Here is a 26725-nt window from a genome sequence, read left to right as displayed (position 1 = left end):
GTCCGGGAGCGCATGAGAGAAAGTGTCGCCCGTTTCTCCCTCGGGGGCGCGAACGGTCCACCCATATACCCCCCGTCCGTGGTTAATCATGTACCACTTCGAAGGACAGCGCCGTGCGCCTCTTCGAGCGCGTGAGGCTTGAGAATAGTGAAACATTGCACAATTCCTCAATTGTTTGCGGTTAGGAATTGTGGAGGAGCAATTTCCGCCCGCAATGCGGGCCGCTGGCATATCGAGGTTCGGCCGTGACGGTCTATCTGCCCATTGCTGAGTTGTCGGTGAACATCTTCGTCATTCTCGGCATGGGCGCGGCCGTCGGTTTTCTGTCCGGCATGTTCGGCGTCGGCGGCGGATTTCTGATCACGCCGCTTCTGATCTTCTACAATATTCCGCCCGTCGTGGCGGTGGCGACCGGCGCCAACCAGGTGGTTGCCTCGTCGATATCAGGGGCGATCGCCCATTTCCGCCGCGGCACCATCGATATCAAGCTCGGCACGGTGCTCTTGTGCGGCGGCCTTGTGGGCGCGACCGTCGGCGTCTGGCTGTTCTCGCTGCTCAGGAGCGTCGGCCAGCTCGATCTGGTGATCTCGCTGCTTTATGTGGTGCTTCTCGGCTCGGTCGGCGCGCTGATGCTGTGGGAGAGCATCGGCGCAATGCGCAAAGCAGCGAAAAACCAGCCGGCGCAGCTCAGACGGCCCGGGCAGCACAATTGGATCCACGGCCTGCCGCTGAAGATGCGCTTCAAGAAGTCGAAGATCTATCTGAGTGTCATCCCTGTGGCGACGCTCGGCTTTTCCATCGGCGTGCTGACCTCGGTGATGGGCGTCGGCGGCGGCTTCATCATGGTGCCGGCCATGATCTATCTGTTGCGCATTCCGACCAGCGTCGTCGTGGGCACATCGCTCTTCCAGATCGTCTTCGTCTCCGCCTATACGGTGATCGTCCAGGCCTCGACCAACTACACCGTCGACATCGTGCTGGCCTTCGTGCTGATGATCGCCGGCGTCATCGGGGCGCAATACGGCGTGCGCGTCGGCCAGCGGCTGCGCGGCGAGCAGCTCAGGGCACTGCTGGCGCTGCTCGTTCTCGCCGTCGGCATCCGCCTGGCGGTCGAGCTCGTCATCCCGCCGAAGGACATTTACTCGGTCGTATCCGCGGGGGCCGGCTTCTGATGCGCTCGCTTCTCCTTCACCCGATCGTCGCCCTGGTCCTCGCCGTCGCCACCCCGGCCGCAGCGCAGGTTCTGGAGCGCCAGGTTACCAATTTCACCGAGAAGCTCGAGATCGGCATTTCGACGGAAGAGATTGCCATCACTTCCGATTTCCGCGGCGCCGACCTGACGATCTTCGGCGCCATCGATGGCTTCGACGCCAGCCTCCTGGCGCAGGGCAAGTACAATATCATCGTCGCGCTGGAAGGGCCGAAGGACAATGCGACGGTGCGAAAGAAGGAGCGGGTCTTCGGTATCTGGGTCAATACTCAGTCGATGACCTTCGAGCTCGTGCCGGAGGCCTACTCACTATCGAGTACCCGCGCCATCGAGACGATCGCGCCGCGGCGCGACATCGCCAATATGGGCATCGGCGTCGACCATATGCGGCTGGTGCCGCTCGGCTTCGTCGGCGACGGCAGCACGCTCGGCGAGTTCCGCAACGCCTTCCGGACGATTCGCGAGACGAGCGGCGTCTATCAGCGCGATCCGGGCGGGGTGCAGTTCATCAGTTCGAGCCTGTTCAAGGCTTCGGTGCGGCTGCCGACCAATGTCCCGAACGGCATCCATGTCGTACGCGCCTATCTCTTCCGCGACGGCGTCTTCGTCGCCGCCAAGGCTCTTCCGCTCAGGGTGGTGAAGACCGGCCTCGAACAGGCGATTACCCGCGCCGCGCACGATCAGCCGCTGATCTACGGCCTTCTGGCCGTAACCCTCGCCGTCGTCACCGGCTGGGGTGCCAGCCTGCTCTTCCGCAAGGAGTGAGGGAGCCGGCAAACCGAGTTGGCGTTCCATTTTGCGTTATGGCGGTTTAAGGAAGCACGGGCATCGGCGGCAAGCGATGCGAAACTTGAGGAAACCCCATGAAACCGATTTTCGTGCAACTGCAATGCGCCCCCGGCAAGACCTATGAGGTGGCCGACGAGATCTATCGCAGGGAGATCGTCTCGGAGATGTATTCGACCAGCGGCGACTATGATCTGCTACTGAAGGTCTATGTCGAGGAAGGCCAGGATATCGGAAAGTTCATCAACGACAATATCGCCAGCGTTCCGGGCATATCCCGCTCGCTGACGACGCTGACGTTCAACGCGTTCTAGGGCCGTGAAACTACGCACTTCCGGACGGAAAACCGTTACACACTTTTCCTGGAAGTGCTCTAACCTCACCCGAGAAGGTTGGCGAAGCGCACCGAATGAGATTCGGTCGCGGCCAAGCATATGGGCGACGAGCTGCTGCCGCTCGAAAAGGCCGCTCATCTCACGGTGCCTGAGGTCGAGACCTCCCGTCGTGACCCCGAAAGCCGGCATGACGAGGCGCTTGCCGTCGGTCGCGAAGCAGGCGCGCCTCACCGATCTTTCCCGTCGCCTCACGGTCGCCGAAGGATGCAGGTGGCCGGCGATCTCGCCGATGCCGTCGCGTCTCGAAGGCTCGTGCCGGAAGACCAGGCCCGCGTGGCGGAGCTCGTCCATGGAGGCGCCGGGAAGCCCCTGTGCGCCGTCCGGATCATGATTGCCGTTGATCCAGATCCATTCGCGGCCGCAGGCCATGGCCGCGATCATCTGGCGGAAGGTTTCCGGCATTGCAGCCGATCCCTTCCGGTCGTGGAAATTATCGCCAAGACTGATGACGGTCGCGGGGTCGTGGCGGGCGATGACCGCCTCCAATATCCTGAGCGTCGCAAGCGTATCGTAGGGAGGCAGCATCATGCCGCGCCGCGCAAAGGCGGAGCCTTTTTCGAGATGCAGGTCGGATACGACGAGCGTGCGGCTTTCGGGAAAGTAGAGGCCGCCGAGCGGATCGCAGATCGCGGCGATTCCATTGATGGACGTGCGCGCGTGCAGGGATGGGCTGACGGCAGGTGATGTCGCGTAGATGAGCCGATGCATGGTCATTGCAGTGTTCTTGTGTGCGGGCGAAAATGGCTCCTTTCCTCCGGCTTGTCCCTCACCCTAACCCTCTCCCCGCACGCGGGGAGAGGGGACGTGCCCCACGATACCGGTGAAAACGGTAGCGGCGGCGCTTGCCGCGGGTCCCTTCTCCCCGCCTGCGGCGAGAAGGTGCCGGCAGGCGGATGAGGGGCGCCGCGGAGGGGTTGGGGGCTTGGGGAGGATTTTCGCTCTCTCATAATTCTCTCATCCATCCGTACCGTGGCCGCTCATCGCCTCGTTGATCAGGTCGTCGGCCGCTTCCGTGAGCAGGAAGTCCTGGGCTTCTCCATGCACCGATTCCCGTCCGATCTCCAGCATTACCGGGATGGCAAGCGGCGAGATCTGATCGAGCCTGCGATGGGTGATATGGCCCTTGATCCGCTTGAGCATGGAGCCGAGGCGGCCGATGTCCAAAAGTCCCGTGGCCGCATCGTTGCGCGTCGCCTCGAGGAGAATGTGATCCGGCTCGTGCGCGCGCAATACGTCATAAATGAGATCGGCGGAAACGGTGATCTGCCGCCCGGTCTTCTCCTTGCCGGGGTGGCGCTGCTCGATGAGCCCGGCAATGACCGCGCAATTGCGGAAGGTACGTTTCAGGAGGAAGGATTCGTTCAGCCACGCCTCCAGATCGTCGCCCAGCATATCCTCGTCGAAGAGCTGCCCGAGTGACGGCGCCCGCGCCCGGAACGCCGCGCCCATGTCGTCGAGCGCCCAGATGGCGAGCGAATAGTCGGTCGCCACGAAGCCGAGCGGCTTCAGGCCGGCGCGGTCGAGACGACGGGTAAGGAGCATGCCGAGCGTCTGGTGGGCGAGCCTGCCCTCGAAGGCGTAGATGACCATGTAGTGCCGGCTGCCCCGCGGGAAGGTCTCGATCAGGAGTTCGTCGTCGCGCGGAAGCATCGACACGTCGCCCTGCAGCGCCAGCCAATCCCTGACCTGGTCGGGCAGACCTGCGCGGCGGGCCGGATCGGCGACCATCTTTCGCACCTGTGTTGCGAGATAGGTGGAGAGCGGAAACTTGCCGCCGGCATAGCTCGGCACCTTGGGATCGAAGGAAAAGGCCTGCGAGGCCAGGCACTCGTTCTCGCGGATGCCTTCGAAGCGCAGCACCTTGCCGGAAAAGACGAAGGTGTCGCCCGGGGAAAGCATTTCGAGGAACGATTCCTCGACTTTGCCGAGCGACATGCCGCCGCGGCCAAGCGAACCGCGCTGGTTGCGCTTGACCATGCGGATGTTCAGCATCGGCGACTCGACGATCGTCCCGACATTGAGGCGGTATTGCTGAGCAACCATCGGGTTGGAGACCCGCCAGAGCCCGTCCTTCGTCTTGCGGATGCGGGCATAGCGCTCATAGGTGCGAAGCGCGTAGCCGCCGGTCGCGACAAGATCGACGGCGCGCTCGAAGGTTTCCCAGGGAAGCCGGGCATACGGCGCAGCGCTGATCACCTCTTCATAGAGTTCAAGCGCATCGAAAGGCTGCGCGCAGGCCATGCCCAGGATATGCTGCGCCAGCACGTCGAGAGCACCCCTGCCGATCGACGGCGTGTCCTGAGCGCCGACGTAATTGGCGTCGAGCGCCGCCTGGCACTCCATAACTTCGAAACGGTTGGCCGGAACCAGAATCGCGCGGCTCGGTTCGTCCATGCGGTGGTTGGCGCGGCCGATGCGCTGCGCCAGCCGGCTTGCTCCCTTCGGCGCCCCCACATGGACGACCAGATCGACGTCGCCCCAGTCGATGCCGAGATCGAGGGTCGACGTGGCGACGACGGCGCGCAGGCGGTTTTCGGCCATTGCCGCCTCGACCCTGCGGCGCTGGGCGACATCGAGAGAGCCGTGGTGCAGAGCGATCGGCAGATTGTCGTCGTTGATTTTCCAGAGTTCCTGGAACAGCATCTCGGCCTGGCTGCGGGTATTGACGAAGAGCAGCGTCGTTCGGTGTTCCTTGATGGCAGCGTAGACATCCGGGATTGCATAGCGCGCCGAATGCCCGGCCCAAGGCACCTGGTTCTCGGTCCGCAGGATGGAGATCTCGGGCTTTGCGCCCCGGAAACGGTGATCAGTCCTGCATGGTTCTCCTTGGCGAGAGATTGAGCGACCAGCCAGCGCTGCAGATCCATCGGATCGGCGACCGTAGCCGAAAGACCCGTCGTCTGGAGACGGGGCGCCAGGCGGCGCAGCCGCGCGAGGCCGAGCGAGAGGAGATGGCCGCGCTTCGACATCACCAGCGAATGCAACTCGTCCAGCACCACATAGCGCAGGTCCTTGAAGAAGCGCTCCGCCTCGCCATTGGCCAGAAGCAGCGCGAGCTGCTCCGGCGTTGTGAGCAGTATGTCGGGCGGGTTGAGCTTCTGCCTCTGCCGCTTGCCCTGCGGCGTGTCGCCGGTGCGGTTTTCGATGCTCACCGGCAGCCCCATCTCGCCAACCGGTTTCATGAGGTTGCGCTCGATATCGACGGCAAGCGCCTTGAGCGGCGAGATGTAGAGCGTGTGAATGCCGGTGAAGGCCGCGCCGGGCGGGATCCTGCCGCGCCTGGTGATGTCGACGAGGGAGGGCAGAAAGCCGGCAAGCGTTTTGCCGGCTCCGGTCGGCGCGATCAGAAGCGTGCTCTCGCCCGCCTCGGCGCGTGAGAGAAGTTCGAGCTGATGGGCGCGCGGACGCCAACCCTTTTCGGCGAACCACCGGAGAAAGGGTGAAGGCAACGTCAGGGCGTCGCCTTCCGGCGACGGAGAATCGATCCTGTCCACGCAGAACAAAGGTAGATCAAACGCGGCAAAAGAGAAGCCGGCATTCTTCGTGCTGCTGCAAGGATTGACTCGGAACGAGAATCATGGATAAATTTTATCTACGATAGGAGATGCAGATGAAACTCGGCGACGGCGTCGAACAGGCCATTCACAGCGTGACGATGCTGAGCTGTCTTCAGCCCGGCAGTACCCTGTCGGCCGCAGCGCTTGCCGAGTTCCACGGCGTCTCGACCAGTTACCTGCTGAAGCATCTGCAGGCGATGTCGGGGGCCGGACTGCTCGAAGCCGTGCCGGGGCCGAAGGGCGGCTACCGGCTTGCGCGCGCGCCCGAGAAGATCACCCTGCTCGATATCGTCCTCGCAGTGGAGGGGGCGGAGCCCGCCTTTCGCTGCAACGAAATCCGCCTTCGCGGCCCCAATCCCTATTCCTGCAAGCCGGCCGCGCCGTGCACGATCAATGTCGCGATGCTCAGGGCCGAGCAGGCCTACCGCGCCGAACTCCGGCGCGTGACCATCGCCGGTATCATGGCCGACCTGAAAGCTATCGACCGCGACGGGGCGATCGCGGCGCGAACGAACGGCTTTCTCGCCCTTCATGAACGGAAATCGGGCAGCGCCGCCTGATGTGAACCACCATCCAATCAGCCAAACAGGAGAAGATTATGCAGTCACGTCTGAATTTTGCGAAAGCCGCTCCGGACGCCTACAAGGCGGTCGCCGCGCTCGACAGCTATGTCAAAGGCTCCGGAATCGAGCCTCGCCTTATCCACCTGATCAAGCTGCGCGCATCGCAGATCAATGGCTGCGCCTATTGCGTGGACATGCACACCAAGGAGGCGCGCCACAGCGGCCTCAGCCAGCAATGGATCAACCTCGTCTGTGTCTGGCGCGAATCGCCGCATTTCGACGAGCGCGAACGGGCGGTCCTCGGCTGGACCGAGGCGCTGACCAATGTGGCCGAGACACGTGCGCCCGACGACGCCTATGAGGCGCTCAAGGCGCATTTCAACGAGGAGGAAATGACCAAGATCACCGTCGCGATCGGCGCCATCAACGTGTGGAACCGGCTGTGCGTCGGCTTCCGCGCCTTGCCCCCGATCGACGAGCCGGCCGTGGCGGCTTAGAGCGGGATGAGGAAAAGTGTGTGCGGGTTTCGGTCCGCACCACGCTCTCTAACCACTTGAGACTACACAATTCCCGGAAGCGATAGGGCTGTTACAGAGCGATGTAGCGGTCGGCGCGGTGGTTGATCGCCACGAAAACGTTGAGGACGACCGCGCCGAGTACCGACCAGATGACGACCGTCGGCGTCGTCACGAAGAATGCTGCCGCCAGAACGATCATGTCGATCGCGAGTTGCACGAGACCGGCGCGAATGCCGAAGCGCTCCTGCAGGTAGATGCCCAATATGCCCACGCCGCCGAGGCTCGCGCGGTGGCGGTAGAGCGCCAGGAGACCGTATCCGAGGAGTAGGCCGCCGATGAGAGCGGCCCAGCCCGGGTGAATCTGCCCGATCTCGAAAAGACGCGATTGCATGTCGGTCAGGAACGAGGTGAGCGCGATGGCAATGAAGGTCTTGAGCGTGAAGGCCGGACCGAGCCGCTTCAGCGACAGGTAGAAGAACGGCAGATTGAGCAGGAAGAAGGTGAGACCGAAGTTCACGCCCGTGGCGTAATGCAAAAGAAAGGCGACGCCGGCGGTGCTGCCGGTCAGAAGTCCGGCGCTCGCCAGGAAGTAGAGACCGAGGGCGGCGACGAGGCTGCCGGAAAAGACGCCTTGAACGTCCTCCACGGGCGTGTGCCGTGTGGGACTTGTATTCCAGAGACCGAAAACGCTGCTTGCCTGTGCCATGGCTGACCCTCAGATCGCGACGACATCACCATTGCTGCAGCGCACAAAAAAATTCAAGCAAAATATGTAAGCAATGCTGACCTATTTTCGCCGCACGCGTCGGGGAGCTGCATCAAGACGGCTTGCGCGCGAGGAATAATATCCCGGCGACGGGCTCGCCGGCATCCCTGCGGATGGTCGTGCGCTCGGTCGCGATCATGGATAGACCGCTCTCTTTGCAGAGGGAGGCGATATAGCTTTCCGGATGCGCGTAGCGCAGCGACGGACGCAGCACGAAGCCGTCGGCCCCGCCTGCATCCTCGGCGGAAAACGCGAAGAGCCCGCCCGGTGCGAGCAGGCGGTCGGCGATGACGAAGACACCTTCGAGATTGCCGAGATACATCAGAACGTCCGCCGCGCTGACGAGGTCGGCACGCCGCTGTTCCAGCCCGCCGAACACGCCCGAATCCTCCGGAGCCAATGAAAGGTCCGCCTGGGCGAGGCGGTCATAGACACCCTTCGCTTCGGCCTTGGCGAGCATATTGGCGGAAAGATCGAAACCCTCGAGGAAATCGGCGCGATCGCGGATACGCTCGCCGAAGAGCCCGGTGCCGCAGCCGAGATCGGTGACGTGGCGAAAACGCCCGACGCCGTTCACCCGGTCGATCAGGGCCGCAAGTTTCTCCGGGACGCTGTAGCCGAGCTTTTCGACGAGCGCGTGGTCGAAGCGCTCGGCATAGTCGTCGAAAAGGCGCTCGACGTAAACACTCGGCGGCTGTTCGGGCGTCTCGGTAGCGCCGAGCAAAGCGAGCTTGAGGCTGGCGCCGAAGATGTCTTCCGGATTGAGCCGAAGCGTATTGCGCAGCGCGTCGACGGCTGCCTCTATTCGGCCCGATTTCTCTTCATAGTCCGCCAGCCGGAACCAACCGGCCGCCCATTCCGGGGCAAGCTCCAGCGCCTGGGCCATGAGTTCCGCCGCACCTGGCGCATCGCCCGCTTCCGCAAGCATCTTCGCGTAGTCGGCGCGGCGGTCGGCGATCAGGTCGCCGGAGGAGAGCTGGTTGAAGGTCATGGAGATGCGGCTTGGTTGCGATGGACGCTTCTGACGCCGCAAAAGGTAAAATACAAGCGGATTCTGAAAGCGGCACCTCGGGCCGTCATGCCTTGCACGCTTGGGAATGGCGGCTTATGTGAAGGGAAACAGGAGAAGTTCTCGCTGATGTCGGACGGAATAAATAAATTCTTGGGGAACTCGCCGCTACGCGTGCTCGTCAAGCTGCTGGTGGTGTCGATCCTGGTCGGCTTCGTGATGACGGTCTTCGACTGGTATCCGGCAGATATCTATTACGGTATCCGAAACTTCCTCCTCGATCTCTGGCGGACCGGATTCGCGGCTCTCGGACGGGTGGGCGACTACCTGCTTCTCGGCGCGGTCGTCGTCATTCCGCTCTTCATCATTCTGCGTCTCTTCAGCTATCGACGGTAAGCATGCACGACCAGATCTTTGTCGCCCGCAGACGGCTGCTTCTGCGTGCCGGTGCCGTGGTCTCCCTCGGTCTTATCACCGGCTGCACCACCTCGAATCTCCTTTCTCCGGACAGTGGTACGGGCAGCGATCAGACCGAAGCGACGCTCGGTTACGTCAACACGCTGCGCAAGGGCAGGGGTCTTCCTGCGCTTTCCGGCGACCCGGTCGCTTCCGTTGCGGCCATGCATCAGGCGGCACGCATGGCGAGCGCGGGCAAGATGCGGCACAATATCGGCTGGCGGGACAGTTTCTACGATCGGATGAAGGGGCAGGGCGTCACGCTGCCGGCCGCCGAAAACATCGCCGTCGGTCAGAAGGACGCCGGGCGCGCCTACGATGCCTGGTTCAATTCTCCGAAGCATCTTGAAAACATGCTCGGCAATTACCGGGGGCTCGGCGTCGCCGTGGCGCAGAATTCCGCTTCCGGAAACCGCCCCTATTGGGCCATGGTGCTCTGCAGCTGAGCTGATTCCCGGGTGACCTACGGAATCGGACCGTAGGGACAGGATCATGACGGCTACGCAAAGCCTCGAACGCGACACGGACAACCCCGAAGCCGGACCTTTCCTGGTCACCAACCGGCTTATCTTCTCGATCGCCCTGCCGATGACGCTCGGCTTTCTGACGACGCCGCTGCTCGGCCTCGTCGACACGGCCGTCGTCGGCCGGCTCGGCAAGGCGGAGCTGCTCGCAGGTCTCGCGGTCGGCGCGGTGATGTTCGACCTCATCTTCACCACTTTCAATTTCCTGCGTGCCGCAACCACGGGTCTCGTCGCGCAAGCCTATGGACGGGGAGACCGGCGCGAACAGCAGGCGATCTTCTGGCGTTCGCTCATGATCGCGCTCGTCACCGGCGGCACCATCGTGCTTATATCGCCCATCCTGCTTTCCGCCGGCCTCTGGCTTATGGGGCCCGGTCCGGAGGTTGCGGAGGTGACGCGAACCTACTTCCTCTATCGCATCCTTTCCGGCCCGGCCGCCCTCGCCAACTACGCCATCCTCGGATTCGTGCTCGGGCGCGGCGAGGGCACGCTCGGCCTGATGCTGCAGACGCTGATCAACGGCACCAATATCGTACTCTCGATCCTGCTCGGCCTCGTTCTGGGCTGGGGCGTGGCCGGCGTCGCGATCGGCACCGTGGCGGGTGAGGTGATCGGCGCGCTTGCGGGTTTTGCCGTCGTCTACGGCCGCTTCGACAGGAAGGACGCGCCCGGTTGGGCGATGATCTTTGCCGGCGACCGCCTGAAGAAACTATTCGGCCTCAACCGCGATATCATGATCCGCTCGTTCGCCCTTCTGGCCGCCTTCACGCTCGTGACCCGGATCGGGACGTCCTTCGGGCCGGTGACGCTTGCGGCAAACGCCGTGCTGATGACGATCTTCCTTGTGGCCGGTTATTATCTCGACGGGCTTGCCACCGCGGCCGAGCAACTGACGGGCCGGTCGATCGGTGCCGGTTATCGCCCCGCTTTCGACCGGGTTCTGCGGATGACTGCCCTGTGGTCGCTGGGCCTCGCCGCATCGACCACGCTCGTCCTGCTCGCTTTCGGCAACACCGTGGTGAACATGCTGACGACTGCGCCGGACGTGCGCGCGCTCGCCTATGAATATATGCCATGGGCGGCCGTGACGGCGCTGACCGGCGCACTCGCCTTCCTGATGGACGGCGTCTTCATCGGTGCCGGCTGGTCGCGCGACATGCGCAATATGATGCTGGCCGCCTTCATCGGCTACGTGGCGGCGCTTGCCGTGCTCGTCCCTGCCTTCGGCAATCACGGTCTATGGGCCGCGCTCAACCTTTTCCTGCTGCTGCGCGGCGCTTTCCTGCTGCTGATGGTGCCGCGCCGGGCGGCTCAGACGTTCCGGCCGCTCCAGTAGTCGAGCCGGCTGTCGCGGATGTCGCGGATCGAGGCAAGTTTCTCGCGCTCGCAAAGGGCCGAGAGGCCGCGCACGATCCGGCCGGGCAATCCCGGTCCCTCATAGACCATGCAGGAATAAAGCTGGACGAGATCGGCTCCGGCGCGGATCTTTTCCGCTGCGGTTTCCGCCGAGCACACGCCGCCGACCCCGATGATCGGCAAGTGCGGTCCTACCCGCTTGCGCATCCGGGCGAGCACTGCCGTCGATTTCTCGAAGAGCGGCTTTCCGGAAAGGCCGCCGGCTTCGTTGGCCTGGCGCCGGTCCTTCAGACCCTCGCGCGAAAGCGTCGTGTTGGAAACGATCAACCCGTCCAGACGATGCGCCAGCACCTCGGCTGCGATGTCGTCCATGCCTTCTTCGGTCAGGTCCGGAGCGATCTTGAGGAAGACCGGAACCTGTCGGCCGCTTTTTCGCGCCTCATCGTCCCGGGCGGAAAGCACGGCCGAAAGCAGCGCCGAGAGACTCTCGCGCGCCTGCAGATCGCGCAGGCCCGGCGTGTTGGGCGAGGAGATGTTGGCGGTGAAATAGCGTGCCACCGAATGGAAGGTATGGATGCCTGTCACGTAGTCGGCGATCCGGTCGGCGCTGTCCTTATTGGCGCCGATATTGACGCCGATCAGCGCCTCGCGCGAGCAGGCCTTGAGCCGCGCCAGCGCCGCCCCGTGCCCCTCGTTGTTGAAGCCGAGCCGGTTGATCACCGCCTCGTCCTCGACGAGCCGGAAGAGCCGCGGCTTGTCGTTGCCCGGCTGCGGCCTCGGCGTTACCGTGCCGATCTCGGTAAAGCCGAAGCCGATCTTCAGCAGCGCTTCCGGGACTTCGGCATTCTTGTCATAGCCGGCGGCCATGCCGACTGGGTTGGGAAAAACGAGGCCCGCCACGGTTTGCCCGAGCCGGGGGTCCGCCGGCGCGGCGCAGCTCGGCACCAGGCCGCCTTTCAGCGCCTTGATCGAAAGGCCGTGTGCCGCTTCCGGATCGAAGAGGAAGAGGCCGCGCCGTGCGAGGTGCTCCAACCGGCGGATCATGGGGCGAGTTCCGGGAAGCTGTGCTGACCGTCCGGCCGCAGCGGCAGGGGCTTCTCCCACAATACGGCGTCAAGCGGGAGCGGAGCGTAAAGATGCGGAAACAGCGCGCCGCCGCGAGAGGGCTCATAGACGAGTTTGTCGCCCAGCGCCGGCGCGTCGACCGCAACGAGCAGCAGGTCGCCCTGACCCTCGAAATGCCGGGAGGCGGTTTCGACGACCTGGTCCCGGGTCGAAAAATGAATGAACCCGTCGGCGAGATCGACGGGCGCGCCTGCAAACGCGCCGGTCCGCCGCGCCTCCTGCCATAGAAGTGCCGGAACGATCTTGTATATGGTAGCGTTCATCTTTGTTCGCTTATCCGTCGTGAGCATGAGTGATGGCCTTGCCGCAAATATCGGCGCCTGTCCACCGCACAGCATGAGATCGAGGCGGATTTTCCGTAAGCATTCAACGGAGAGAACGTCATGAGACAGGCAGTCGCAATACTCGCAGTCGGGTTGGGGTTCGGTCTCATTGCCCCGGCGGCTGCGCAGGAAGCCTCGCCCGGCCGCTACAGCATGCAGAAGTCGGAAACGGGATTAGCCCGGCTCGACACCGAGACCGGCGAGGTCACCTTGTGCCAGGAAAAGGGCGGGGAGCTCATCTGCAGGATGGCGGCCGACGAGAGAGCCGCATTCGAGCGCGAACTCGACCTCCTCACAAGTCGCATCGAAGCGCTGGAAAAGGCCGTGGAAAGCGGTGAAACCGCGGCCGAACCGGCGCTACCCGACGATGAAGAGATTGACCGGGCAATGAGCATCATGGAAAGAATGGTGCGCAAGTTCATGGGAATCGTGAAGGAATTCGAGGACAAGGGCAGCGATTCCGCCGACGAGGGTGAGAATCTGCCGCAGAAGACCTGAAAACGAGCGGTGACGTGCTGGAGGGCACGCGCCGCGCATGTTTCCCTGAAACAGGGATCATTTGGGAATAAGATGATACGGCAGATCCACAGCGCAAAGCTGCAGGATGGCAGCCGAGGCTCTTGGGAGGGAGCGTCATCATGCCGGAAATGACCATCATCATCGCCGACGACCACCCGCTCTTTCGTGGCGCAATGCGCCAGGCGCTGAGCGGCATGGCGGGCGCACCGGCCATCGTCGAGGCCGGAGATTTCGCCGCTGCGCGCAGGGCTGCGGCCGACAACCCGGACGCCGATCTGATGCTGCTCGACCTGACGATGCCGGGCGTGAGCGGGCTTTCGGGGCTGATCGCGCTGCGTGCCGAGTTTCCGAGCCTGCCCGTGATGATAGTCTCGGCCCATGACGATCCGGCGACCATCCATCGTGCGCTCGACCTGGGCGCGGCAGGGTTCCTGTCCAAATCGGCCGGTATCGAGGAAATCCGTGAAGGCATCGCAAAGGTGATGGCCGGCGAGGTGTTCGTCCCGGCCGGTTACGACCAGAACCAGGAATACGAGCCGGAAGTTGCCGACCTGCTGCACCGGCTGCAGACACTGACGCCGCAGCAGTCACGCGTCCTCTCGATGCTCGCCGAGGGGCTGCTCAACAAGCAGATCGCCTATGAACTCGGCGTCTCCGAGGCGACGATCAAGGCGCATGTCTCGGCGATCCTCCTGAAGCTCAACGTCGACAGCCGTACACAGGCGGTGATCCAGCTATCGAAGCTGGGGACGGTCGCGGCGGCCTGAGCGGCCGCTCCCGACGCTGGAGATTTTTGCCCCTCATCCCGCTGCCGCGACCCTCTCCCCGTTTTTGAGCGGTGAGGGTGCGTCAGGAGTCGGCGGCTTGTCCCTTCGCCCCGCCTGGGGAGAAGGTGGCCGGCAGGCCGGATGAGGGGCGATCCCGAGCTAAGCCAATTATTCCGCCGCTATTCCGCCGCGGCGCGTCCCGCCGCGGCAAGCTGCGTGAGCCAGGCGCGCAGAGCGGCCGGGCGGACGGGCTTGTGCTGCAGCGAGACGCCGTCCCGTTCGGCGGCGCCGCGCACTTCCGGTGACCGGTCGGCCGTTACCATGAGTGCGGGGATACTCTCCTGCCAGAGGCCGCGGATCGCGGCGATCGCCTCGACACCGGTGCCGTCGCCGAGGTGATAGTCGGCGACGATCGCGTCGGGACGCATGCTCAGTCTGCCGGGCGCCATTTCAGTGCAGGCTGCGAGCGACTCGGCGGTCGTCACGCTGCAGCCCCAGCCGCCGAGCAGCAGGGCCATGCCTTCGAGAATCTTCGGCTCGTTGTCGATGCAGATGACGTTCAGCCCAGCCAGTGCTTCGCTCGTTTTCGCCGCTGCGACGGGTTGCGGTCTGACCCTGCCGCCGGCGCTCTTGTCGAGCGGCACGCTGACCTTGAAGCCGGTGCCTTTCCCGGGCTTCGATTGCAGGCCGACCGGGTGATTGAGAACCCGCGAGATGCGGTCGACGATGGAGAGACCGAGGCCGAGCCCCGACGCGGTTCGCGCGCCTTCTTCGAGGCGCGCGAATTCCTTGAAGACGGTGCGGAATTTCGATGTTGGAATTCCGATGCCCGAATCGAGAACTTCGATCGTGGCCGTCTGTCCGTGCCGGCGCACGCCCACCAGCACCTTGCCCCGAAGTGTGTATTTTATGGCATTCGATACGAGGTTCTGGACGAGGCGCCGGAGCAGGTTCGGATCGCTGCGCGCCGCGAGCGATGTCGGCATGATGACGAGTTCGATATCCTTCGCCCTCGCCATCGGCGCAAAGTCCGTCTCGATCCGCCTGAGCAATTCGTCGAGCGGCACGGATTGCAGGCGCGGCTTCATCGCACCGGTGTCGAGCCGCGAAATGTCGAGCACGGCGCCGAGGATGGCTTCCACCGATTCGAGCGATGAATCGATGTTCTGCACCAGCGCCCGGTTGTCGGAATCTCCGAGTCGCTCGACCAGCGACGAGGAGTAGAGCCGTGCCGCGTTCAAGGGCTGCAGGATGTCGTGACCGGCAGCGGCAAAGAAGCGGGTCTTGCCGATATTCGCCTCCTCGGCGGCGGCCCTTGCCTCGCCCAGTTCGCGGTTGACGCGTGTGAGTTCTCCCGTCCGCTCGGCGACGCGCAGTTCCAGCGTTTCGTTCGCCTGTTTGAGCGCCATGTCGGCCGCGACGCGCTGGGTTATGTCGGTGTAGGTCGTGACGATGCCCTTGTCGGGCATGGCATTGCTTCTGACTTCGAGGATGCGGGCGCCGCCTTCGAGTTCGAGCAGGAACGGCTTGTCGAGCGTCAGGAAGTTGGCGATCAACGCCTTCTCCTCATCCTGGCGGACATCCCCGCGGCGGGCAAGGATCGCGACGATGTCGGCCAGCGGAAAGCCCACCTGTCCGGCGGCCTCGGGGAGATCCAGGAGTTCCCGGAAACGGCGGTTCCAGATGATGAGATTGTTGGCGTTGTCGAAGACGGCAATGCCCTGGTCCATCTGCGAGAGTGCCGTATGCAGCATGTCCTGGTTGTATTGGAGCGCCTCGCTTGCCTGGTCGAGCAGCCAGGCGGTGTCGGAGGAGGTGTCGTCCATGCGCTGCAGGACAAGTGAAAGGACGAGCCGGGCGGAAGACGAGCCGATCGCGCTGCCGAGCAATTGTTCCGAGAAGTGGACAAGCGCCATGTCGGCGGAGGCGTTGTCGTCGAGCCAGCGGCCGGATTGCTGTTCATAGGTATGGAAGGAGCGCTGCATGCGCTCCTCGCCCATGTAACGGCCGATCGTCGTCTTGAGGTCGCGCACCGTCACCTTGGTCTTGCGCCCGCGGAAGGTCCGCTCGGTGCGTGAGCGGCGGGTGATGAAGACGCCCGCCTGGAAACGCTCCAAGGGTTTGGGCGCGCGCGTCAGCGAACCCACGATATAGGCCGCGACATTGACGAGCATGCTGAGAGCCGTCGCATTTACCAGCGGGTCTGAATGGGCGCCGGAGAAGAGATCGGCGAAGGGCAGCAGGAAGCTGAGCACCGTGGAGGCGATGTGGGAATTGTCCGGCCCGCCGAGGCTCGGCAGGAAAAGGACATAGGCCCAGACGAGGAAGCCGCTGACCATCCCGGCGATCGCGCCGCGGGCATTGGCCTGCCGCCAGACGAGACCGCCGAGGAGCGCCGGCGCCATCTGCGCGATGGCGGCGAAGGAGAGCAGTCCGAGCGAGGCAAGCCCGGCGCTGATATCGGCGGCGCGATAATAGCCGTAGCCGAGGAAGAGGACGACGAAGATCGCCGTTCGGCGGATATTGAGGAGCGTACCGGCCATGTCCTCCTGGAGAGAGCCGCGCGTGCCGAGCCTGCGGCGCAGGAATACCGGCATGACGATGTCGTTCGAAACCATGATCGAGAGCGCGACCGAAGCGACGATGACCATGGCGGTCGCCGCGGAGAAGCCGCCGATGAAGGTGAAAAGCGTGACGAGCGGCACGTCGCCGGCAAGCGGCAGTGCCAGAAGATAGAGATCCGCATTGCCGGAGCCGGAGAAGGTCAGGATGCCGGCGATCGCGATCGGCAGGACGAAGGCGTTGATTGCGATTAGATAGAGCGGGAAGAGGATGCCCGCCGTGCGCAGTTCGTTATCGGTGCGGTTTTCCACGACCGTCACGTGGAATTGCCGGGGAAGCATGATGATGCCGAAGGCGGAAAGCGCGATCATCAGAATCCAGCGCGCGACCGGCGTCTGGTATTCGAGCGCGGCGAGCACCGTGGGACTCTGCTGCGCTTCTGCCCATAGATTTGCAGGCCCGCCGAACAGGAAGAAGACGATATAGATGCCCACCGTGAGCATCGCCACGAGCTTGACGACCGATTCCATCGCGATCGCGAGGATCAGGCCGTCTTGGTGTTCCGTCGCATCCGTGTGGCGTGTACCGAAGACGATCGCGAAACAGGCGAGAAAGAGCGTGACCAGAAGCGGCAGGTCGACGAAGTTCTCGCCCGAACCTATGCCGTAGTCGCTGGTGTCGATCATCGTGGCGACCGAACTCGACACCGCCTTGAGCTGCAATGCGATATCAGGGAATGGCCCCGACGAGCGAGATCAGCGCGACGATTGCCGCAACGGCCGGGTTCTTGCCGTAGCGCGCAGCCACGAAATCGGCGACGGAGGTTAGCTTTTCGGTCTTGGCGAGCCGAACGATGCGGCGGATCAGCGGCATGCCGAACGTGAACATCAGGATCGGACCGATGTAGATGCCGGTGAATTCGAGTCCGCGCTCCGCCGCAAGGCCGACGCCGCCGAAATAGGTCCAGGAGGTGCAGTAGATCGCCAGGCTCAGCGCATAGACGAGCGGCCTGCCCTTCTCGGCAATCTTGTTTCGTCTGGCTCGCCGGTCGCCATAGCTTGCAACTGCGAAGAGCAGCAACAGATAGGCGAAGGCCGAGGCAAAAATGACCGAACCCGAAAGCATGCCTCACTCCTCCGCTGCCAGCATAGGGCAAGTCCATTTGGTTGGAAATCGGCGGTGCATCAGTCTTAAGTTCAAGATAACGCGCCGATATCCGCAGCGCTTGACCAAATGCAAGGAGTGCGATTTCCTCACGCGGGGCTTTGGTCTAGATTCCTACCGGCGGTTGCCGCGCAAGACAGGTGCGGGTGGACGTTCGGGGGTATTTCGAGGAGAGAGGCATGCTGAACGAATTCAAGGAGTTTATCGCCCGCGGCAACGTCATGGACCTTGCGGTCGGCGTGATCATCGGTGCGGCCTTTAGCAAGATCGTCGATTCGGTCGTCAACGACCTCGTCATGCCGGTCGTGGGAGCGATCACCGGCGGCGGCTTCGACTTCTCCAACTATTTCCTGCCGCTCTCCGCCAGTGTTACCGCGCCGACGCTCGCAGCCGCACGCGAACAGGGCGCGGTCTTTGCCTATGGCAATTTCATCACGGTGCTCATCAACTTCCTGATCCTCGCCTGGATCATCTTCCTGCTGATCAAGCTCGTGAATCGCGCGCGTGCGTCGGTGGAAAGGGATAAGGCGCCGCCCCCGTCCGCACCTCCGCCGCAGGACATCCTGCTTCTCTCGGAAATTCGCGATCTCCTGAAGCAGCGCGCCTGAGACGCGGATCACGCGGCGGCTCGGTGCCGCCGAGTGATGGAAACATCACAAAATTCGATAAACAGGTCAGAGAAATTCGCGTGATCGCCGACGCCAAAGCGTCTAGAAACGGCGGGCAATCAGGAGCCCGCCGATGACGATCATGACCAGTCTCAGCCCCCGCGCGACGGCAGCGCCCGAAAGCGGCATCGTCGAAGTGGTCAACTATGCGCGCGGGCGCGAAGGACTGATCCCGCTCTGGGTCGGCGAAGGTGATCTGCCGACGCCGGATTTCGTCAGTCGCGCGGCGGCCGACGCGTTGATGGCCGGCGAGACCTTCTACACCTGGCAGCGCGGCATCCCGCCGCTGCGCGAGGCGCTGGTCCGCTATTACCAGCGCCGGTTCCACAAGGCGCTTTCGCCCGAGAATTTCTATGTTACCGGTTCGGGAATGCAGGCGATCAAGCTTGCGATCGAAGCGGTAGGCTCTCCCGGCGACGAGGTGGTCCTGCTGACGCCCGCCTGGCCGAATTTCGCGGCTGCTGCGGACCTCTCCGGCGTTCGCCCGGTCGCCGTTCCATTGCAATTCGAAGGTGGCAAATGGCAGCTCGATCCCGAACGTCTTCAGGCGGCGATCGGGGAGAGGACGCGGGCGCTGTTCATCAACACGCCGTCCAACCCCACCGGTTGGACCGCCACTTACGAGGATCTCAGGGCCATTCTGGCGCTCGCGCGTAAACATGGACTCTGGATCATCGCCGACGAGATCTACGCGCTCTACTATTATCTCGGGGGCCGGGCGCCGTCCTTCCTCGACGTGATGGAGGAGGATGACCGCATCCTCTTCGTCAATTCCTTTTCCAAGAACTGGTCCATGACCGGCTGGCGTGTCGGGTGGATCGTCGCGCCGCCGGCGATGGGGCAGGTGCTCGAAAATCTCATCCAGTATTCGACCTCCGGTGTCGCGCAGTTCATGCAGCGCGGGGCAGTCGCCGCGCTCGATGAAGGCGACGGCTTCGTCGACGAGAACATTGCCAAGGCGAAGCGCAACCGCGATACGTTCTGCGACGCGCTGATCGCGACCAACCGCGTCGAAACGCTGAAACCCGATGGCGCGCTCTACGCCTTCCTGAAGATCGACGGCGTCACCGACTCGCGGGCCGCGGCGCTCGACCTCGTCGACCGGACCGGCGTCGGTCTGGCCCCGGGGACGGCCTTCGGCGAGGGCGGAGCGCTTTTCATGCGCGCCTGCTTCCTGCGTGATCCGCTCCAGATCGCCGAGGCCGCGGAGCGCTTGCAGCGCTACATCCTCAGCCGCTGACGGGGCATTTTCGGCGACGGTACGGCCAATCGGTAAAATCCGAGCGATCGGTGCGGCGGACCCTTAACCACCCCACCGAGAATAGCCGCTGCGTGCCGGCGAACAGCGCCCCGATTTAGAATTTCTGAAACGCGAACGCGTCTTTTCTGATCCCGCATATGCAGAGGGCAGGGGACGGGAAATGGCCGTATTGGTAACAGGCGGAGCAGGTTATATCGGTAGCCACATGGTATGGTCGCTGCTCGACGGCTGCGAAGCGGTGGTGGTGCTCGACTGTCTGTCGACTGGATTTCGCTGGGCGGTCGCACCGGAGGCGCGCTTCTACTTCGGCGATGTCGGTGACCGGGCGCTGCTCCAGCGGGTCTTTGCCGAGAACGACATCGACTCGGTCGTCCATTTTGCGGGCTCGGCCGTCGTACCGGAATCCGTCGCCAACCCGCTTGCCTATTATGAGAACAATACGGCCAATACCCGCACGCTCATTGCCGCAACCATCGAGGCCGGCGTTCGCCATTTCGTCTTTTCTTCGACCGCCGCCGTCTATGGAACCCAGGATACGTCCGATCCGGTCGGCGAGACGGCCGCCCTGCGGCCCCAGAGTCCCTACGGCCGCTCCAAGCTGATGTCGGAGATGATGCTGCAGGACGCCGCGGCCGCGCATGATTTCCGTTTTGTCGCGTTGCGCTATTTCAACGTGGCCGGGGCCGACCCGCTCGGCCGCGCCGGCCAGTCCACCTTCGGCGCGACGCATCTGATCAAGGTCGCCTGCGAGGCGGCGCTCGGGAGGCGTCGGAAGGTCGATGTCCTGGGGACGGACTATCCGACGGCGGACGGTACCGGCGTCAGAGACTATATCCATGTGAGTGATCTCGTGGCGGCACACAGGAGCGCGCTCGCCTATCTGCGGGCTGACGGTGAACCGTTGGTTGCCAATTGCGGTTACGGCCACGGCTTCTCGGTGCTGCAGGTGCTCGATACTGTGCGCCAGGTTTCCGGCCGCGATTTTATGGTGGACTACGCGCCCCGGCGGCCGGGCGATCCGGCGCAAATCGTCGCCGACTCTTCCGTAGCCCGGCTGAAGCTCGACTGGGTCCCGACGCATGCGAGCCTCGAGCATATCGTCCGGAGCGCCTTCGACTGGGAAAGCCATCTCGGCCGCAAGAACAGCTTCGACGAGGAACAGGACGAGCGGTTGATCGCGAACGGCTGAGCCCGTTGCGTGAAGCCTTCAGGGGTGGTCCTCTCCGAGCAGTTTCCGCTCGTGCGCAATGGCACGTTCGACGAGTTGTGCCCAGAATCGTTCGTAGAAGTCCGGATCGAGGCCGAGTTCGAGCGCGTTCCGGCGTGCGTTTTCCTTCACCTCCGCCACCCGTGCCGGGATGTCCGCCTTGAGGTTGAGCGGGCGTTTGATCTCCGCGGCGCGCTCGATATAGCCCCAGCGTTCGGCGAAGAGCGTCATCAAAGCGCGGTCGAGGCGGTCGATCTCCGCACGTATATCGTCCATCGTCGTGCATTCTGCCGGTGTTTTCTGCATGTCGGATCCTCGCGGAGCGGAGGCCGCCCCATTTGATAGCGCCGAACTGCTAGCAAAGGGGACGCCGGCTGAGAAGGGGTTAAACCGACGCAGCGTGACGGCTCCGCTGCAGCGGGGGGTCACGCACCGAGAGCAAGCTTGATCGCAAGACCGACAATGCTGACTGCCGCGACGCCGGCGGCCCATAGGCCCACGAACCAGAGAAGCTTGCGGGCAGTGCCGCTCGAGCGCGTCAATGATAGCCCTCCTCCGGATCGACCTTGCCGCGGAAGACCCAGTAGGCATAGGCGGTATAGGCGAGAATCATCGGCACCAGCACAAGCGCGCCGACGAGCAGGAAGGCGAGGCTCTCGTCCGGCGCGGCGGCATCCCAGATCGTCAGCGAAGGCGGCACCATGAAGGGATAGAAGCTGATGCCGATGCCGATATAGCCGAGCACGAACAGGCCGAGCGCGGCGATGAAGGGCTGGACATCGTGCCGGTCGCGGATGCCCTTGAGAAGAAGGTAAAGGCAGCCGAGGACGAGCAGCGGCACGATGACGCTGAAGATCGCCGTCGGCCATCCGAACCAGCGCTCCAGATAGACCGGCTCGAGAAACGGCGTCCAGAGGCTGACGACGCCCATTGCGGCAACCGTGGCGAGAGCGGTTCGAAGCGCGACGCCGCGAGCCCGTTCGGCGAGCTCGCCACGGGTCTTCATGACCAGCCAGGTCGCTCCGAGAAGCGCATAGCCGATCACGATCGCCACCCCGGTGGCGATTGAAAACGGCGTCAGCCAGTCCCACCAGCCGCCGACATAGGCCCGGTTCTCGACCGGGATGCCCTGCACGAGGGCGCCGAGCGCCAGGCCTTGCGCGAAGGCAGCGAGCATCGAGCCGCCCGCAAAGGCCCAGTTCCACAGGAATTCGCCGCGCTGCGTGCGCCAGCGATACTCGAACGCCACGCCGCGGAAGATGAGGCCGATCAGCATGGCGATGATGGGCGCGTAAAGTGCGGGCAGGATCGTCGCATAGGCGAGCGGAAACACGGCGAGCAACCCTCCGCCGCCGAGCACGAGCCAGGTTTCATTGCCGTCCCATACCGGGGCCACCGAGTTCATCATGACGTCGCGGTCATGCTTTTCGGGGAAAAACGGAAACAATATCCCGACGCCGAGGTCGAAACCGTCGAGAACGACATAGGCAAGCACCGCAAAAGCGATGATCGCGGCCCAGATCAGTGGCAGATCAATGGCCATGATGGCCTCCCTGGTTGGCTGTTGCCGGCCCGGGCGTCACTCCGGCCGTGCGCAAGGGTCCTTCGTCGAGATCCGGCCTCGCATCGCGCGGCAGGCGTGCCATCAGCCGCAGGATGTAGAAGGTGCCGGCGCCGAAAACGAGAAAATAGACGATGATGAAGGCGACGAGCGAGGCGCCCACAGCCGGCGCTGCGATCGGGGAAATCGAGTCCGCCGTCAAAAGGTGCCCATAGATCGTGTAGGGCTGCCGCCCGACCTCCGTGGTGATCCAGCCGGCAAGCACTGCCACGAAGCCCGCCGGGCCCATGAGCACCGCCGCGCGGTGGAGCGCGGCACTCGTGTCGAGCGTGCCGCGCAGCCGACACCAGAGGCTCCAGAGGCCGAGACCGAGCATGGCGAAGCCGATCGCCACCATCACGCGAAACGACCAGAAGACGATGGCGACCGGCGGGTGCCGGTCCTCTGGTATGGTGTCGAGACCGGCAAGGGGCGCGTCGAGCGAGTGCTTGAGGATCAGGCTCGAAAGCTTCGGGATCTCGAGCGCGTAGTCGACGCGCTTCTCGGCGGAGTTCGGCATGCCGAAGAGGATCAGCGGCGCGCCTTCCGGATGGCTTTGATAATGCCCTTCCATCGCCATTACCTTTGCCGGCTGATGTTCGAGCGTGTTGAGTCCGTGCTGGTCGCCGGCGAAGATCTGGATCGGCGCGACGATCGCCGCCATCCACATGGCCATTGAGAACATCGTGCGGGCGCGCCGCGGCGCGGTCTTGCGCAGGAGGTGCCAAGCCCCGCAGGCGCCGACGACGAAGGCCGTCGTCAGATAGGCGGCGAGCACCATGTGCGTCAGCCGATACGGGAACGATGGATTGAAGATGACCGCCCACCAATCGTCGGGAATGAACTGCCCGGCCTCGTTGACGGAGAAGCCGGCGGGCGTCTGCATCCAGGAGTTCACCGCGAGGATCCAGGTGGCCGAGATCAGGGTGCCAAGCGCGACCATGGCGGTTGCGAAAAATGCAACTTCGGGCCGACCCGGTTGAGGCCGAAAAGCATGACGCCGAGAAAGCCCGCTTCCAGGAAGAAGGCGGTCAGCACCTCGTAGCCCATCAACGGCCCGATTACCGGCCCGGCCTTGTCGGAAAACACGCTCCAGTTGGTGCCGAACTGGTAGGACATGACGATGCCGGAGACGACGCCCATGCCGAAAGCGACGGCGAAGATCGTCTTCCAGAAGTTGAAGAGCTCCAGATAGACCTCGTCCTTCTTCCAGAGCCAGAGCGCTTCGAGAACGGCCAGATAGCTGGCAAGCCCGATGGAGAAGGCCGGGAAGATGATGTGGAAGGAGACGGTGAAGGCGAACTGTATGCGTGCAAGGACAGTTGCGTCAAAGGCTTCGAACACGGCGCTGATCCTTTCGGGCGGAAACCGCAAGCTCAGACGCGAACGGCGTCCGGCATTTGCGATCTGCATCGTGTGATTGAATCTGACGCAATATTGCCAAAGGTCAATGACGGGCGGACCGTCACGTTGTCACACTGCGGCAATCGTTCGCCCGCGGCACTTTGAAGCGGTGCCCATCAGGGCAGCCCCGCGTGCGACAGCGTCCTCTACGCAGCCTGCCGTGTCACGCTCTCTGGCCTCATCTCTGTGACGTGAACAGGGTTGAGGAAAGCACTCCGAGAAATCACCGGCGCGCGAGGTAGGCCTCGGCGAGCTCGGTCCAGAAGGCAGCGCCGATAGGCAGCAGATCGTCGTTGAAATCATAGCCGGGGTGGTGGAGCGATTTTTCCTCGCCCGTCACCCGCGAGCCCAGGAAGAAATAGCTGCCGGGCCTTTCCTTGAGCATATAGGCGAAGTCCTCGCTTCCCATGAACGGCCGGGCGAGATCGACGACCTTGTCGGCGCCTGCGAAGCGGATGGCGGCCTCGCGGAGGAAATCAGTCTCCGCCTTGTGGTTGATCGTCGCATCGTAGCTTCGCTCGTAATCGACGGTTGCGCGCATGCCGAAGCTTGCCGCTTGAGCCTCGGCGATCATCCGGATGCGGCGTTCGAGCTCGTCGCGGACACCCGGATCGAAGGAGCGTATGCCGACGACGATCTCTGCGCGCTCCGGAATGATGTTGCTGGCGGAGCCGGCGTGAAACGCGCCGACGGTCACGACGGAGGGGTCCATCGGATGGATGTTGCGTGCGACGATGGTTTGCAGCGCCATGACCATGCTGGCGCCGCAAACGATAGGATCGGCGGTCTCCTGCGGTTCGGCGCCGTGGCCGCCGCAGCCGTGAACGGTGATTCGCGCCTCGTCGACCGCCGCCATGATCGGGCCCTCGCGCAGAGCGAACTGGCCGAAGGGCAGGTTCGGTTCGTTGTGGAGCGCGAACACGGCATCGCAGGGAAATCTGTCGAAGAGACCCTCGTCGACCAAGATTTTCGCACCGCCCGCATTCTCCTCCGCAGGCTGGAAGATGAGGTGGATCGTGCCGTCGAAATTCTTTCGCTCGGCAAGCGCACGGGCCGCGCCGAGCAGCATCGTCGTATGGCCGTCATGACCGCAGGCATGCATCAAGCCCGGCTTCGTGCTTGCATAGGCGGCCCCGGTTTCCTCCTGGATCGGCAGCGCATCGATATCGGCGCGGATGCCGATCGAGCGCGACCCGGTGCCGGATCTCAGCGTGCCGACCACGCCTGTCTTCGCCAGGCCCGTCGTCACCTCATAGCCGAGTGCTTCAAGATGGCGGGCGATGAAGGCGGACGTCCGCGTTTCTTCGAGCCCAAGTTCGGGATGGGCGTGCAGATCGCGTCGGATAGCGACGAGTTCCGGCATGGCATTGTCGATGGAGGCGGAAAGCTTCATGTCAGGCACCACGGGTGGGTATGCGGTTTTCGAAGTAACGGAAGGCCACGACCAGGATGGCCGTCAAGCACATGTAGATCGCCGCGAGCAGCAGGAGCGGCTCATAGGTCAGGTAGGTTTCCTGCCGCACCTTCGAGATCACCGCATAGACGTCGACGACGGTGATTGTCGCGACGAGCGGCGTGGATTTCAATTGCAGCACGGTCTCGCCGTTGAGGGTGGGCAGCGCGCGGTGGATCGCCCGCGGCAGCCAGATGCGCCGGAACATCGTCCAGCGGCCCATGCCGTAGGCACGGGCGGCCTCCAGCTCCCCGGACGGCACGCCGGCGAACGCGCCGCGCATGACCTCGCCCTCATATGCGGCGAAGGATACCGTGAGCGCCGCCACCCCATAGGGCCAGGCCTCGCGCAGATAAGGCCAGAGAAAGGATTGCCGGATCGCGGGGAACTGTGGAAAGAGCGAGCCGAGCCCGTAATAGAGAAGCCATAGCTGCAGCAGCAGCGGCGTACCGCGGATGACGGTACAGAAGATGCGGGCCGGAGCCTTGAAGAACCAGGGGCCGGTCACCTGGGCGAGGCCGAGCGGCACGGCCAGGAGGAAGCCGAGGATCGCGGTGCTGAAGAGCATCGCCAAGCTTACGAGAATGCCGGAGCCGAGCCTCGGCAGGTAACGCGGCAGCCAGTCCCAGCGCATGAAGACCGCGACCGCCACCACGAGCGCCGCGAAGAGAAGCATCAGCACGATGCGATGGGGCTTGAGGAAACTCTCCTTTCTCGGGAGGTCTTCCGGCGTGTATGCGAGCGCGTGGGTGGTTTCGTCGGTCATCGTTGCTCCGCGAAGCCGCGTCGCGCACGGCGTTCGACCATGCCGATGAAGACATTGGAAACGAGCGTCAGCGTCAGATAGAGCGCGCCGGCGGCGCAGAAGAAGAGGAGATAGGCCTTGGTGGCGCCTGCCGCCTGCCGGGTGACCAGCGTCAGCTCGCTGAAACCGACGACAGCGAGCAAAGCCGTGTCCTTGGTGGCGATCAGCCACAGATTGGCAAGCCCGGGGATGGCATAGGGCAGCATCGCCGGAAGCGTGATGCGCCGCAGCACCAGGAGCGGCGACATGCCGTAAGCGCGCGCCGCCTCGATCTGACCGGCGGGAACCGCCTTGATCGCTCCGCGAAGCACCTCCGTCGAATAGGCGCCCTGCACGACCCCGATCACGAAGATGCCGGCCACGAGCCCGCTGATATCGACGGCTCCGACCCCGATGGCGCCCAGGAACTGGTTCAGAAGATCGGTGCCGGCATAGTAGAGAAGCAGGATGAGTACCAGTTCGGGCACCGCGCGAACCACCGTCGTGTAACACTCCAGAAGATCGCGAAGCACCGGCCCGCCATAGAGCTTGCCGAAGGCCCCGCCGATACCGAGTGCGAGCCCGAGCGCATAGCCGCCGACTGCGATCTCGATCGAGCTGAGGAAACCCTGCAGCAGGACACCGCCCCAGCCGGGCGCCGAGAGCGAAAGCAGGCTCCAGTTGATAAAGGAATCACCGAGCACGGCAGCCTCTTAAACAGAGCGGGATCACGGACGATGTCCGCAAT

Annotated in this window: 22 protein-coding genes and 4 pseudogenes; 13 read left to right on the top strand and 13 right to left on the bottom strand. The window is 63.7% G+C overall.

From position 1 onward, the window contains the following. Positions 1–245: 245 nt before the first annotated feature. The 3 genes from N0Q91_RS15280 (at position 246) to N0Q91_RS15270 (ending at position 2310) form a co-directional block, all read left to right on the top strand. A complete protein-coding gene (locus N0Q91_RS15280) occupies positions 246–1172 on the top strand; it encodes a sulfite exporter TauE/SafE family protein (protein ID WP_018094125.1) in 927 nt (308 codons plus the stop codon). Then, entirely contained in the window at positions 1172–1975 is an 804-nt protein-coding gene (locus N0Q91_RS15275) for a TIGR02186 family protein (protein WP_275596820.1), read from the top strand. Before N0Q91_RS15280 ends, N0Q91_RS15275 begins: the two co-directional genes overlap by 1 nt. A 98-nt stretch (positions 1976–2073) precedes the next feature. Beyond that, the gene (locus N0Q91_RS15270; RefSeq protein WP_018094127.1) at positions 2074–2310 is read left to right on the top strand and encodes an Lrp/AsnC ligand binding domain-containing protein; all 237 of its coding nucleotides are present in this window, start codon (positions 2074–2076) and stop codon (positions 2308–2310) included. Between the two features lie 65 nt (positions 2311–2375). Here N0Q91_RS15270 and pdeM read toward each other — a convergent pair. Both pdeM and N0Q91_RS15260 read right to left on the bottom strand, forming a co-directional pair. Next, positions 2376–3105 (bottom strand): annotated as a pseudogene (pdeM, locus tag N0Q91_RS15265) (ligase-associated DNA damage response endonuclease PdeM). A gap of 240 nt (positions 3106–3345) precedes the next feature. After that, positions 3346–5894 (bottom strand): annotated as a pseudogene (locus N0Q91_RS15260) (ligase-associated DNA damage response DEXH box helicase). 107 nt (positions 5895–6001) lie between these two features. Between N0Q91_RS15260 and N0Q91_RS15255 the strand changes: the two are divergent. Then, the gene (locus tag N0Q91_RS15255; RefSeq protein WP_100670018.1) at positions 6002–6508 is read left to right on the top strand and encodes an Rrf2 family transcriptional regulator; all 507 of its coding nucleotides are present in this window, start codon (positions 6002–6004) and stop codon (positions 6506–6508) included. Positions 6509–6546: 38 nt separating this feature from the next. After that, the gene (locus tag N0Q91_RS15250; protein WP_100669660.1) at positions 6547–7008 is read left to right on the top strand and encodes a carboxymuconolactone decarboxylase family protein; all 462 of its coding nucleotides are present in this window, start codon (positions 6547–6549) and stop codon (positions 7006–7008) included. 91 nt (positions 7009–7099) lie between these two features. On the opposite strand, the gene N0Q91_RS15245 is transcribed toward N0Q91_RS15250, so the two are convergent. Next, the gene (locus tag N0Q91_RS15245; protein ID WP_275596819.1) at positions 7100–7735 is read right to left on the bottom strand and encodes a YitT family protein; all 636 of its coding nucleotides are present in this window, start codon (positions 7733–7735) and stop codon (positions 7100–7102) included. A 112-nt stretch (positions 7736–7847) separates the two neighbouring features. Beyond that, a complete protein-coding gene (locus N0Q91_RS15240) occupies positions 7848–8786 on the bottom strand; it encodes a class I SAM-dependent methyltransferase (protein ID WP_275596818.1) in 939 nt (312 codons plus the stop codon). 147 nt (positions 8787–8933) lie between these two features. Between N0Q91_RS15240 and N0Q91_RS15235 the strand changes: the two genes are divergently transcribed. Genes N0Q91_RS15235 through N0Q91_RS15225 form a run of 3 tightly spaced genes read left to right on the top strand, consistent with a single transcriptional unit; the run spans position 8934 to position 11120 of the window. Continuing rightward, positions 8934–9200, top strand: a complete 267-nt coding sequence (locus tag N0Q91_RS15235; protein WP_275596817.1) for a DUF6460 domain-containing protein — start codon at positions 8934–8936, stop codon at positions 9198–9200. A 2-nt stretch (positions 9201–9202) separates the two neighbouring features. Beyond that, positions 9203–9706: a CAP domain-containing protein gene (locus N0Q91_RS15230; protein WP_018094134.1), complete on the top strand. Its 504-nt coding sequence runs from the start codon at positions 9203–9205 to the stop codon at positions 9704–9706. Between the two features lie 46 nt (positions 9707–9752). Continuing rightward, complete coding sequence (locus tag N0Q91_RS15225) at positions 9753–11120, top strand: MATE family efflux transporter (protein WP_275596816.1); 1368 nt, start codon at positions 9753–9755, stop codon at positions 11118–11120. On the opposite strand, the gene N0Q91_RS15220 is transcribed toward N0Q91_RS15225, so the two are convergent. Both N0Q91_RS15220 and N0Q91_RS15215 read right to left on the bottom strand, forming a co-directional pair. Continuing rightward, on the bottom strand, positions 11096–12184 hold the full coding sequence (locus N0Q91_RS15220) for a quinone-dependent dihydroorotate dehydrogenase (protein ID WP_100669656.1): 1089 nt from the start codon (positions 12182–12184) through the stop codon (positions 11096–11098). The two genes, N0Q91_RS15225 and N0Q91_RS15220, sit on opposite strands and share 25 nt — an antisense overlap. Then, positions 12181–12528 (bottom strand): DUF952 domain-containing protein, encoded by a 348-nt coding sequence (locus N0Q91_RS15215; protein WP_100670017.1) that lies wholly within the window; start codon positions 12526–12528, stop codon positions 12181–12183. The genes N0Q91_RS15220 and N0Q91_RS15215 overlap by 4 nt, the downstream gene beginning before the upstream one ends. 120 nt (positions 12529–12648) lie before the next feature. On the opposite strand from N0Q91_RS15215, the gene N0Q91_RS15210 reads away from it, so the two are divergent. Further along, positions 12649–13086 carry a hypothetical protein gene (locus tag N0Q91_RS15210; RefSeq protein ID WP_100669655.1) on the top strand — a complete coding sequence of 146 codons (438 nt, stop codon included), beginning with the start codon at positions 12649–12651 and terminating at the stop codon, positions 13084–13086. A 140-nt stretch (positions 13087–13226) separates the two neighbouring features. Continuing rightward, positions 13227–13874: a response regulator gene (locus N0Q91_RS15205; RefSeq protein WP_029959395.1), complete on the top strand. Its 648-nt coding sequence runs from the start codon at positions 13227–13229 to the stop codon at positions 13872–13874. 179 nt (positions 13875–14053) lie between these two features. Here the strand turns inward: N0Q91_RS15205 and N0Q91_RS15200 are convergent. Next, a pseudogene (locus tag N0Q91_RS15200) lies at positions 14054–17561 on the bottom strand (hybrid sensor histidine kinase/response regulator). 218 nt (positions 17562–17779) lie between these two features. On the opposite strand from N0Q91_RS15200, the gene mscL reads away from it, so the two are divergent. From mscL to galE, 3 genes are all read left to right on the top strand, one after another. Next, on the top strand, positions 17780–18208 hold the full coding sequence (gene mscL, locus N0Q91_RS15195) for a large conductance mechanosensitive channel protein MscL (protein ID WP_018094141.1): 429 nt from the start codon (positions 17780–17782) through the stop codon (positions 18206–18208). Positions 18209–18341: 133 nt separating this feature from the next. Next, on the top strand, positions 18342–19508 hold the full coding sequence (locus N0Q91_RS15190; RefSeq protein WP_275596815.1) for a pyridoxal phosphate-dependent aminotransferase: 1167 nt from the start codon (positions 18342–18344) through the stop codon (positions 19506–19508). A 181-nt stretch (positions 19509–19689) separates the two neighbouring features. After that, a complete protein-coding gene (gene galE, locus N0Q91_RS15185) occupies positions 19690–20718 on the top strand; it encodes a UDP-glucose 4-epimerase GalE (RefSeq protein ID WP_275596814.1) in 1029 nt (342 codons plus the stop codon). An 18-nt stretch (positions 20719–20736) separates the two neighbouring features. Here the strand turns inward: galE and N0Q91_RS15180 are convergent, their stop codons facing one another. From N0Q91_RS15180 to N0Q91_RS15155, 6 genes and pseudogenes are all read right to left on the bottom strand, one after another. Then, positions 20737–21042: a chorismate mutase family protein gene (locus N0Q91_RS15180; protein WP_275596813.1), complete on the bottom strand. Its 306-nt coding sequence runs from the start codon at positions 21040–21042 to the stop codon at positions 20737–20739. Between the two features lie 232 nt (positions 21043–21274). Next, positions 21275–22279 (bottom strand): cytochrome d ubiquinol oxidase subunit II, encoded by a 1005-nt coding sequence (gene cydB, locus N0Q91_RS15175; RefSeq protein ID WP_018094145.1) that lies wholly within the window; start codon positions 22277–22279, stop codon positions 21275–21277. Beyond that, positions 22269–23749, bottom strand: a pseudogene (locus N0Q91_RS15170) (cytochrome ubiquinol oxidase subunit I). Before N0Q91_RS15170 ends, cydB begins: the two are co-directional and overlap by 11 nt. Before the next feature lie 214 nt (positions 23750–23963). Next, on the bottom strand, positions 23964–25133 hold the full coding sequence (locus tag N0Q91_RS15165; protein ID WP_275596812.1) for a M20 aminoacylase family protein: 1170 nt from the start codon (positions 25131–25133) through the stop codon (positions 23964–23966). Between the two features lies 1 nt (position 25134). Further along, the gene (locus N0Q91_RS15160) at positions 25135–25959 is read right to left on the bottom strand and encodes an ABC transporter permease (protein ID WP_013843943.1); all 825 of its coding nucleotides are present in this window, start codon (positions 25957–25959) and stop codon (positions 25135–25137) included. Then, the gene (locus tag N0Q91_RS15155; protein WP_018094149.1) at positions 25956–26681 is read right to left on the bottom strand and encodes an ABC transporter permease; all 726 of its coding nucleotides are present in this window, start codon (positions 26679–26681) and stop codon (positions 25956–25958) included. The genes N0Q91_RS15160 and N0Q91_RS15155 overlap by 4 nt, the downstream gene beginning before the upstream one ends. Positions 26682–26725: the final 44 nt, after the last annotated feature.

Origin of the sequence: Sinorhizobium prairiense (genome assembly GCF_029201645.2) — a bacterium.
Classification (GTDB): Bacteria; Pseudomonadota; Alphaproteobacteria; order Rhizobiales; family Rhizobiaceae; genus Sinorhizobium; species Sinorhizobium meliloti_A.
This window is presented reverse-complemented; position numbering and strand designations above follow the sequence as displayed.

Excerpts from the sequence above, each read along its gene's own strand:
- N0Q91_RS15275 (WP_275596820.1), top strand. The coding sequence starts at position 1,172 with ATGCGCTCGCTTCTCCTTCACCCGATCGTCGCCCTGGTCCTCGCCGTC.
- N0Q91_RS15270 (WP_018094127.1), top strand. The coding sequence starts at position 2,074 with ATGAAACCGATTTTCGTGCAACTGCAATGCGCCCCCGGCAAGACCTAT.
- N0Q91_RS15255 (WP_100670018.1), top strand. The coding sequence starts at position 6,002 with ATGAAACTCGGCGACGGCGTCGAACAGGCCATTCACAGCGTGACGATG.
- N0Q91_RS15250 (WP_100669660.1), top strand. The coding sequence starts at position 6,547 with ATGCAGTCACGTCTGAATTTTGCGAAAGCCGCTCCGGACGCCTACAAG.
- N0Q91_RS15245 (WP_275596819.1), bottom strand. The coding sequence starts at position 7,735 with ATGGCACAGGCAAGCAGCGTTTTCGGTCTCTGGAATACAAGTCCCACA.
- N0Q91_RS15240 (WP_275596818.1), bottom strand. The coding sequence starts at position 8,786 with ATGACCTTCAACCAGCTCTCCTCCGGCGACCTGATCGCCGACCGCCGC.
- N0Q91_RS15235 (WP_275596817.1), top strand. The coding sequence starts at position 8,934 with ATGTCGGACGGAATAAATAAATTCTTGGGGAACTCGCCGCTACGCGTG.
- N0Q91_RS15230 (WP_018094134.1), top strand. The coding sequence starts at position 9,203 with ATGCACGACCAGATCTTTGTCGCCCGCAGACGGCTGCTTCTGCGTGCC.
- N0Q91_RS15225 (WP_275596816.1), top strand. The coding sequence starts at position 9,753 with ATGACGGCTACGCAAAGCCTCGAACGCGACACGGACAACCCCGAAGCC.
- N0Q91_RS15220 (WP_100669656.1), bottom strand. The coding sequence starts at position 12,184 with ATGATCCGCCGGTTGGAGCACCTCGCACGGCGCGGCCTCTTCCTCTTC.
- N0Q91_RS15215 (WP_100670017.1), bottom strand. The coding sequence starts at position 12,528 with ATGAACGCTACCATATACAAGATCGTTCCGGCACTTCTATGGCAGGAG.
- N0Q91_RS15210 (WP_100669655.1), top strand. The coding sequence starts at position 12,649 with ATGAGACAGGCAGTCGCAATACTCGCAGTCGGGTTGGGGTTCGGTCTC.
- N0Q91_RS15205 (WP_029959395.1), top strand. The coding sequence starts at position 13,227 with ATGCCGGAAATGACCATCATCATCGCCGACGACCACCCGCTCTTTCGT.
- mscL (WP_018094141.1), top strand. The coding sequence starts at position 17,780 with ATGCTGAACGAATTCAAGGAGTTTATCGCCCGCGGCAACGTCATGGAC.
- N0Q91_RS15190 (WP_275596815.1), top strand. The coding sequence starts at position 18,342 with ATGACGATCATGACCAGTCTCAGCCCCCGCGCGACGGCAGCGCCCGAA.
- galE (WP_275596814.1), top strand. The coding sequence starts at position 19,690 with ATGGCCGTATTGGTAACAGGCGGAGCAGGTTATATCGGTAGCCACATG.
- N0Q91_RS15180 (WP_275596813.1), bottom strand. The coding sequence starts at position 21,042 with ATGCAGAAAACACCGGCAGAATGCACGACGATGGACGATATACGTGCG.
- cydB (WP_018094145.1), bottom strand. The coding sequence starts at position 22,279 with ATGGCCATTGATCTGCCACTGATCTGGGCCGCGATCATCGCTTTTGCG.
- N0Q91_RS15165 (WP_275596812.1), bottom strand. The coding sequence starts at position 25,133 with ATGAAGCTTTCCGCCTCCATCGACAATGCCATGCCGGAACTCGTCGCT.
- N0Q91_RS15160 (WP_013843943.1), bottom strand. The coding sequence starts at position 25,959 with ATGACCGACGAAACCACCCACGCGCTCGCATACACGCCGGAAGACCTC.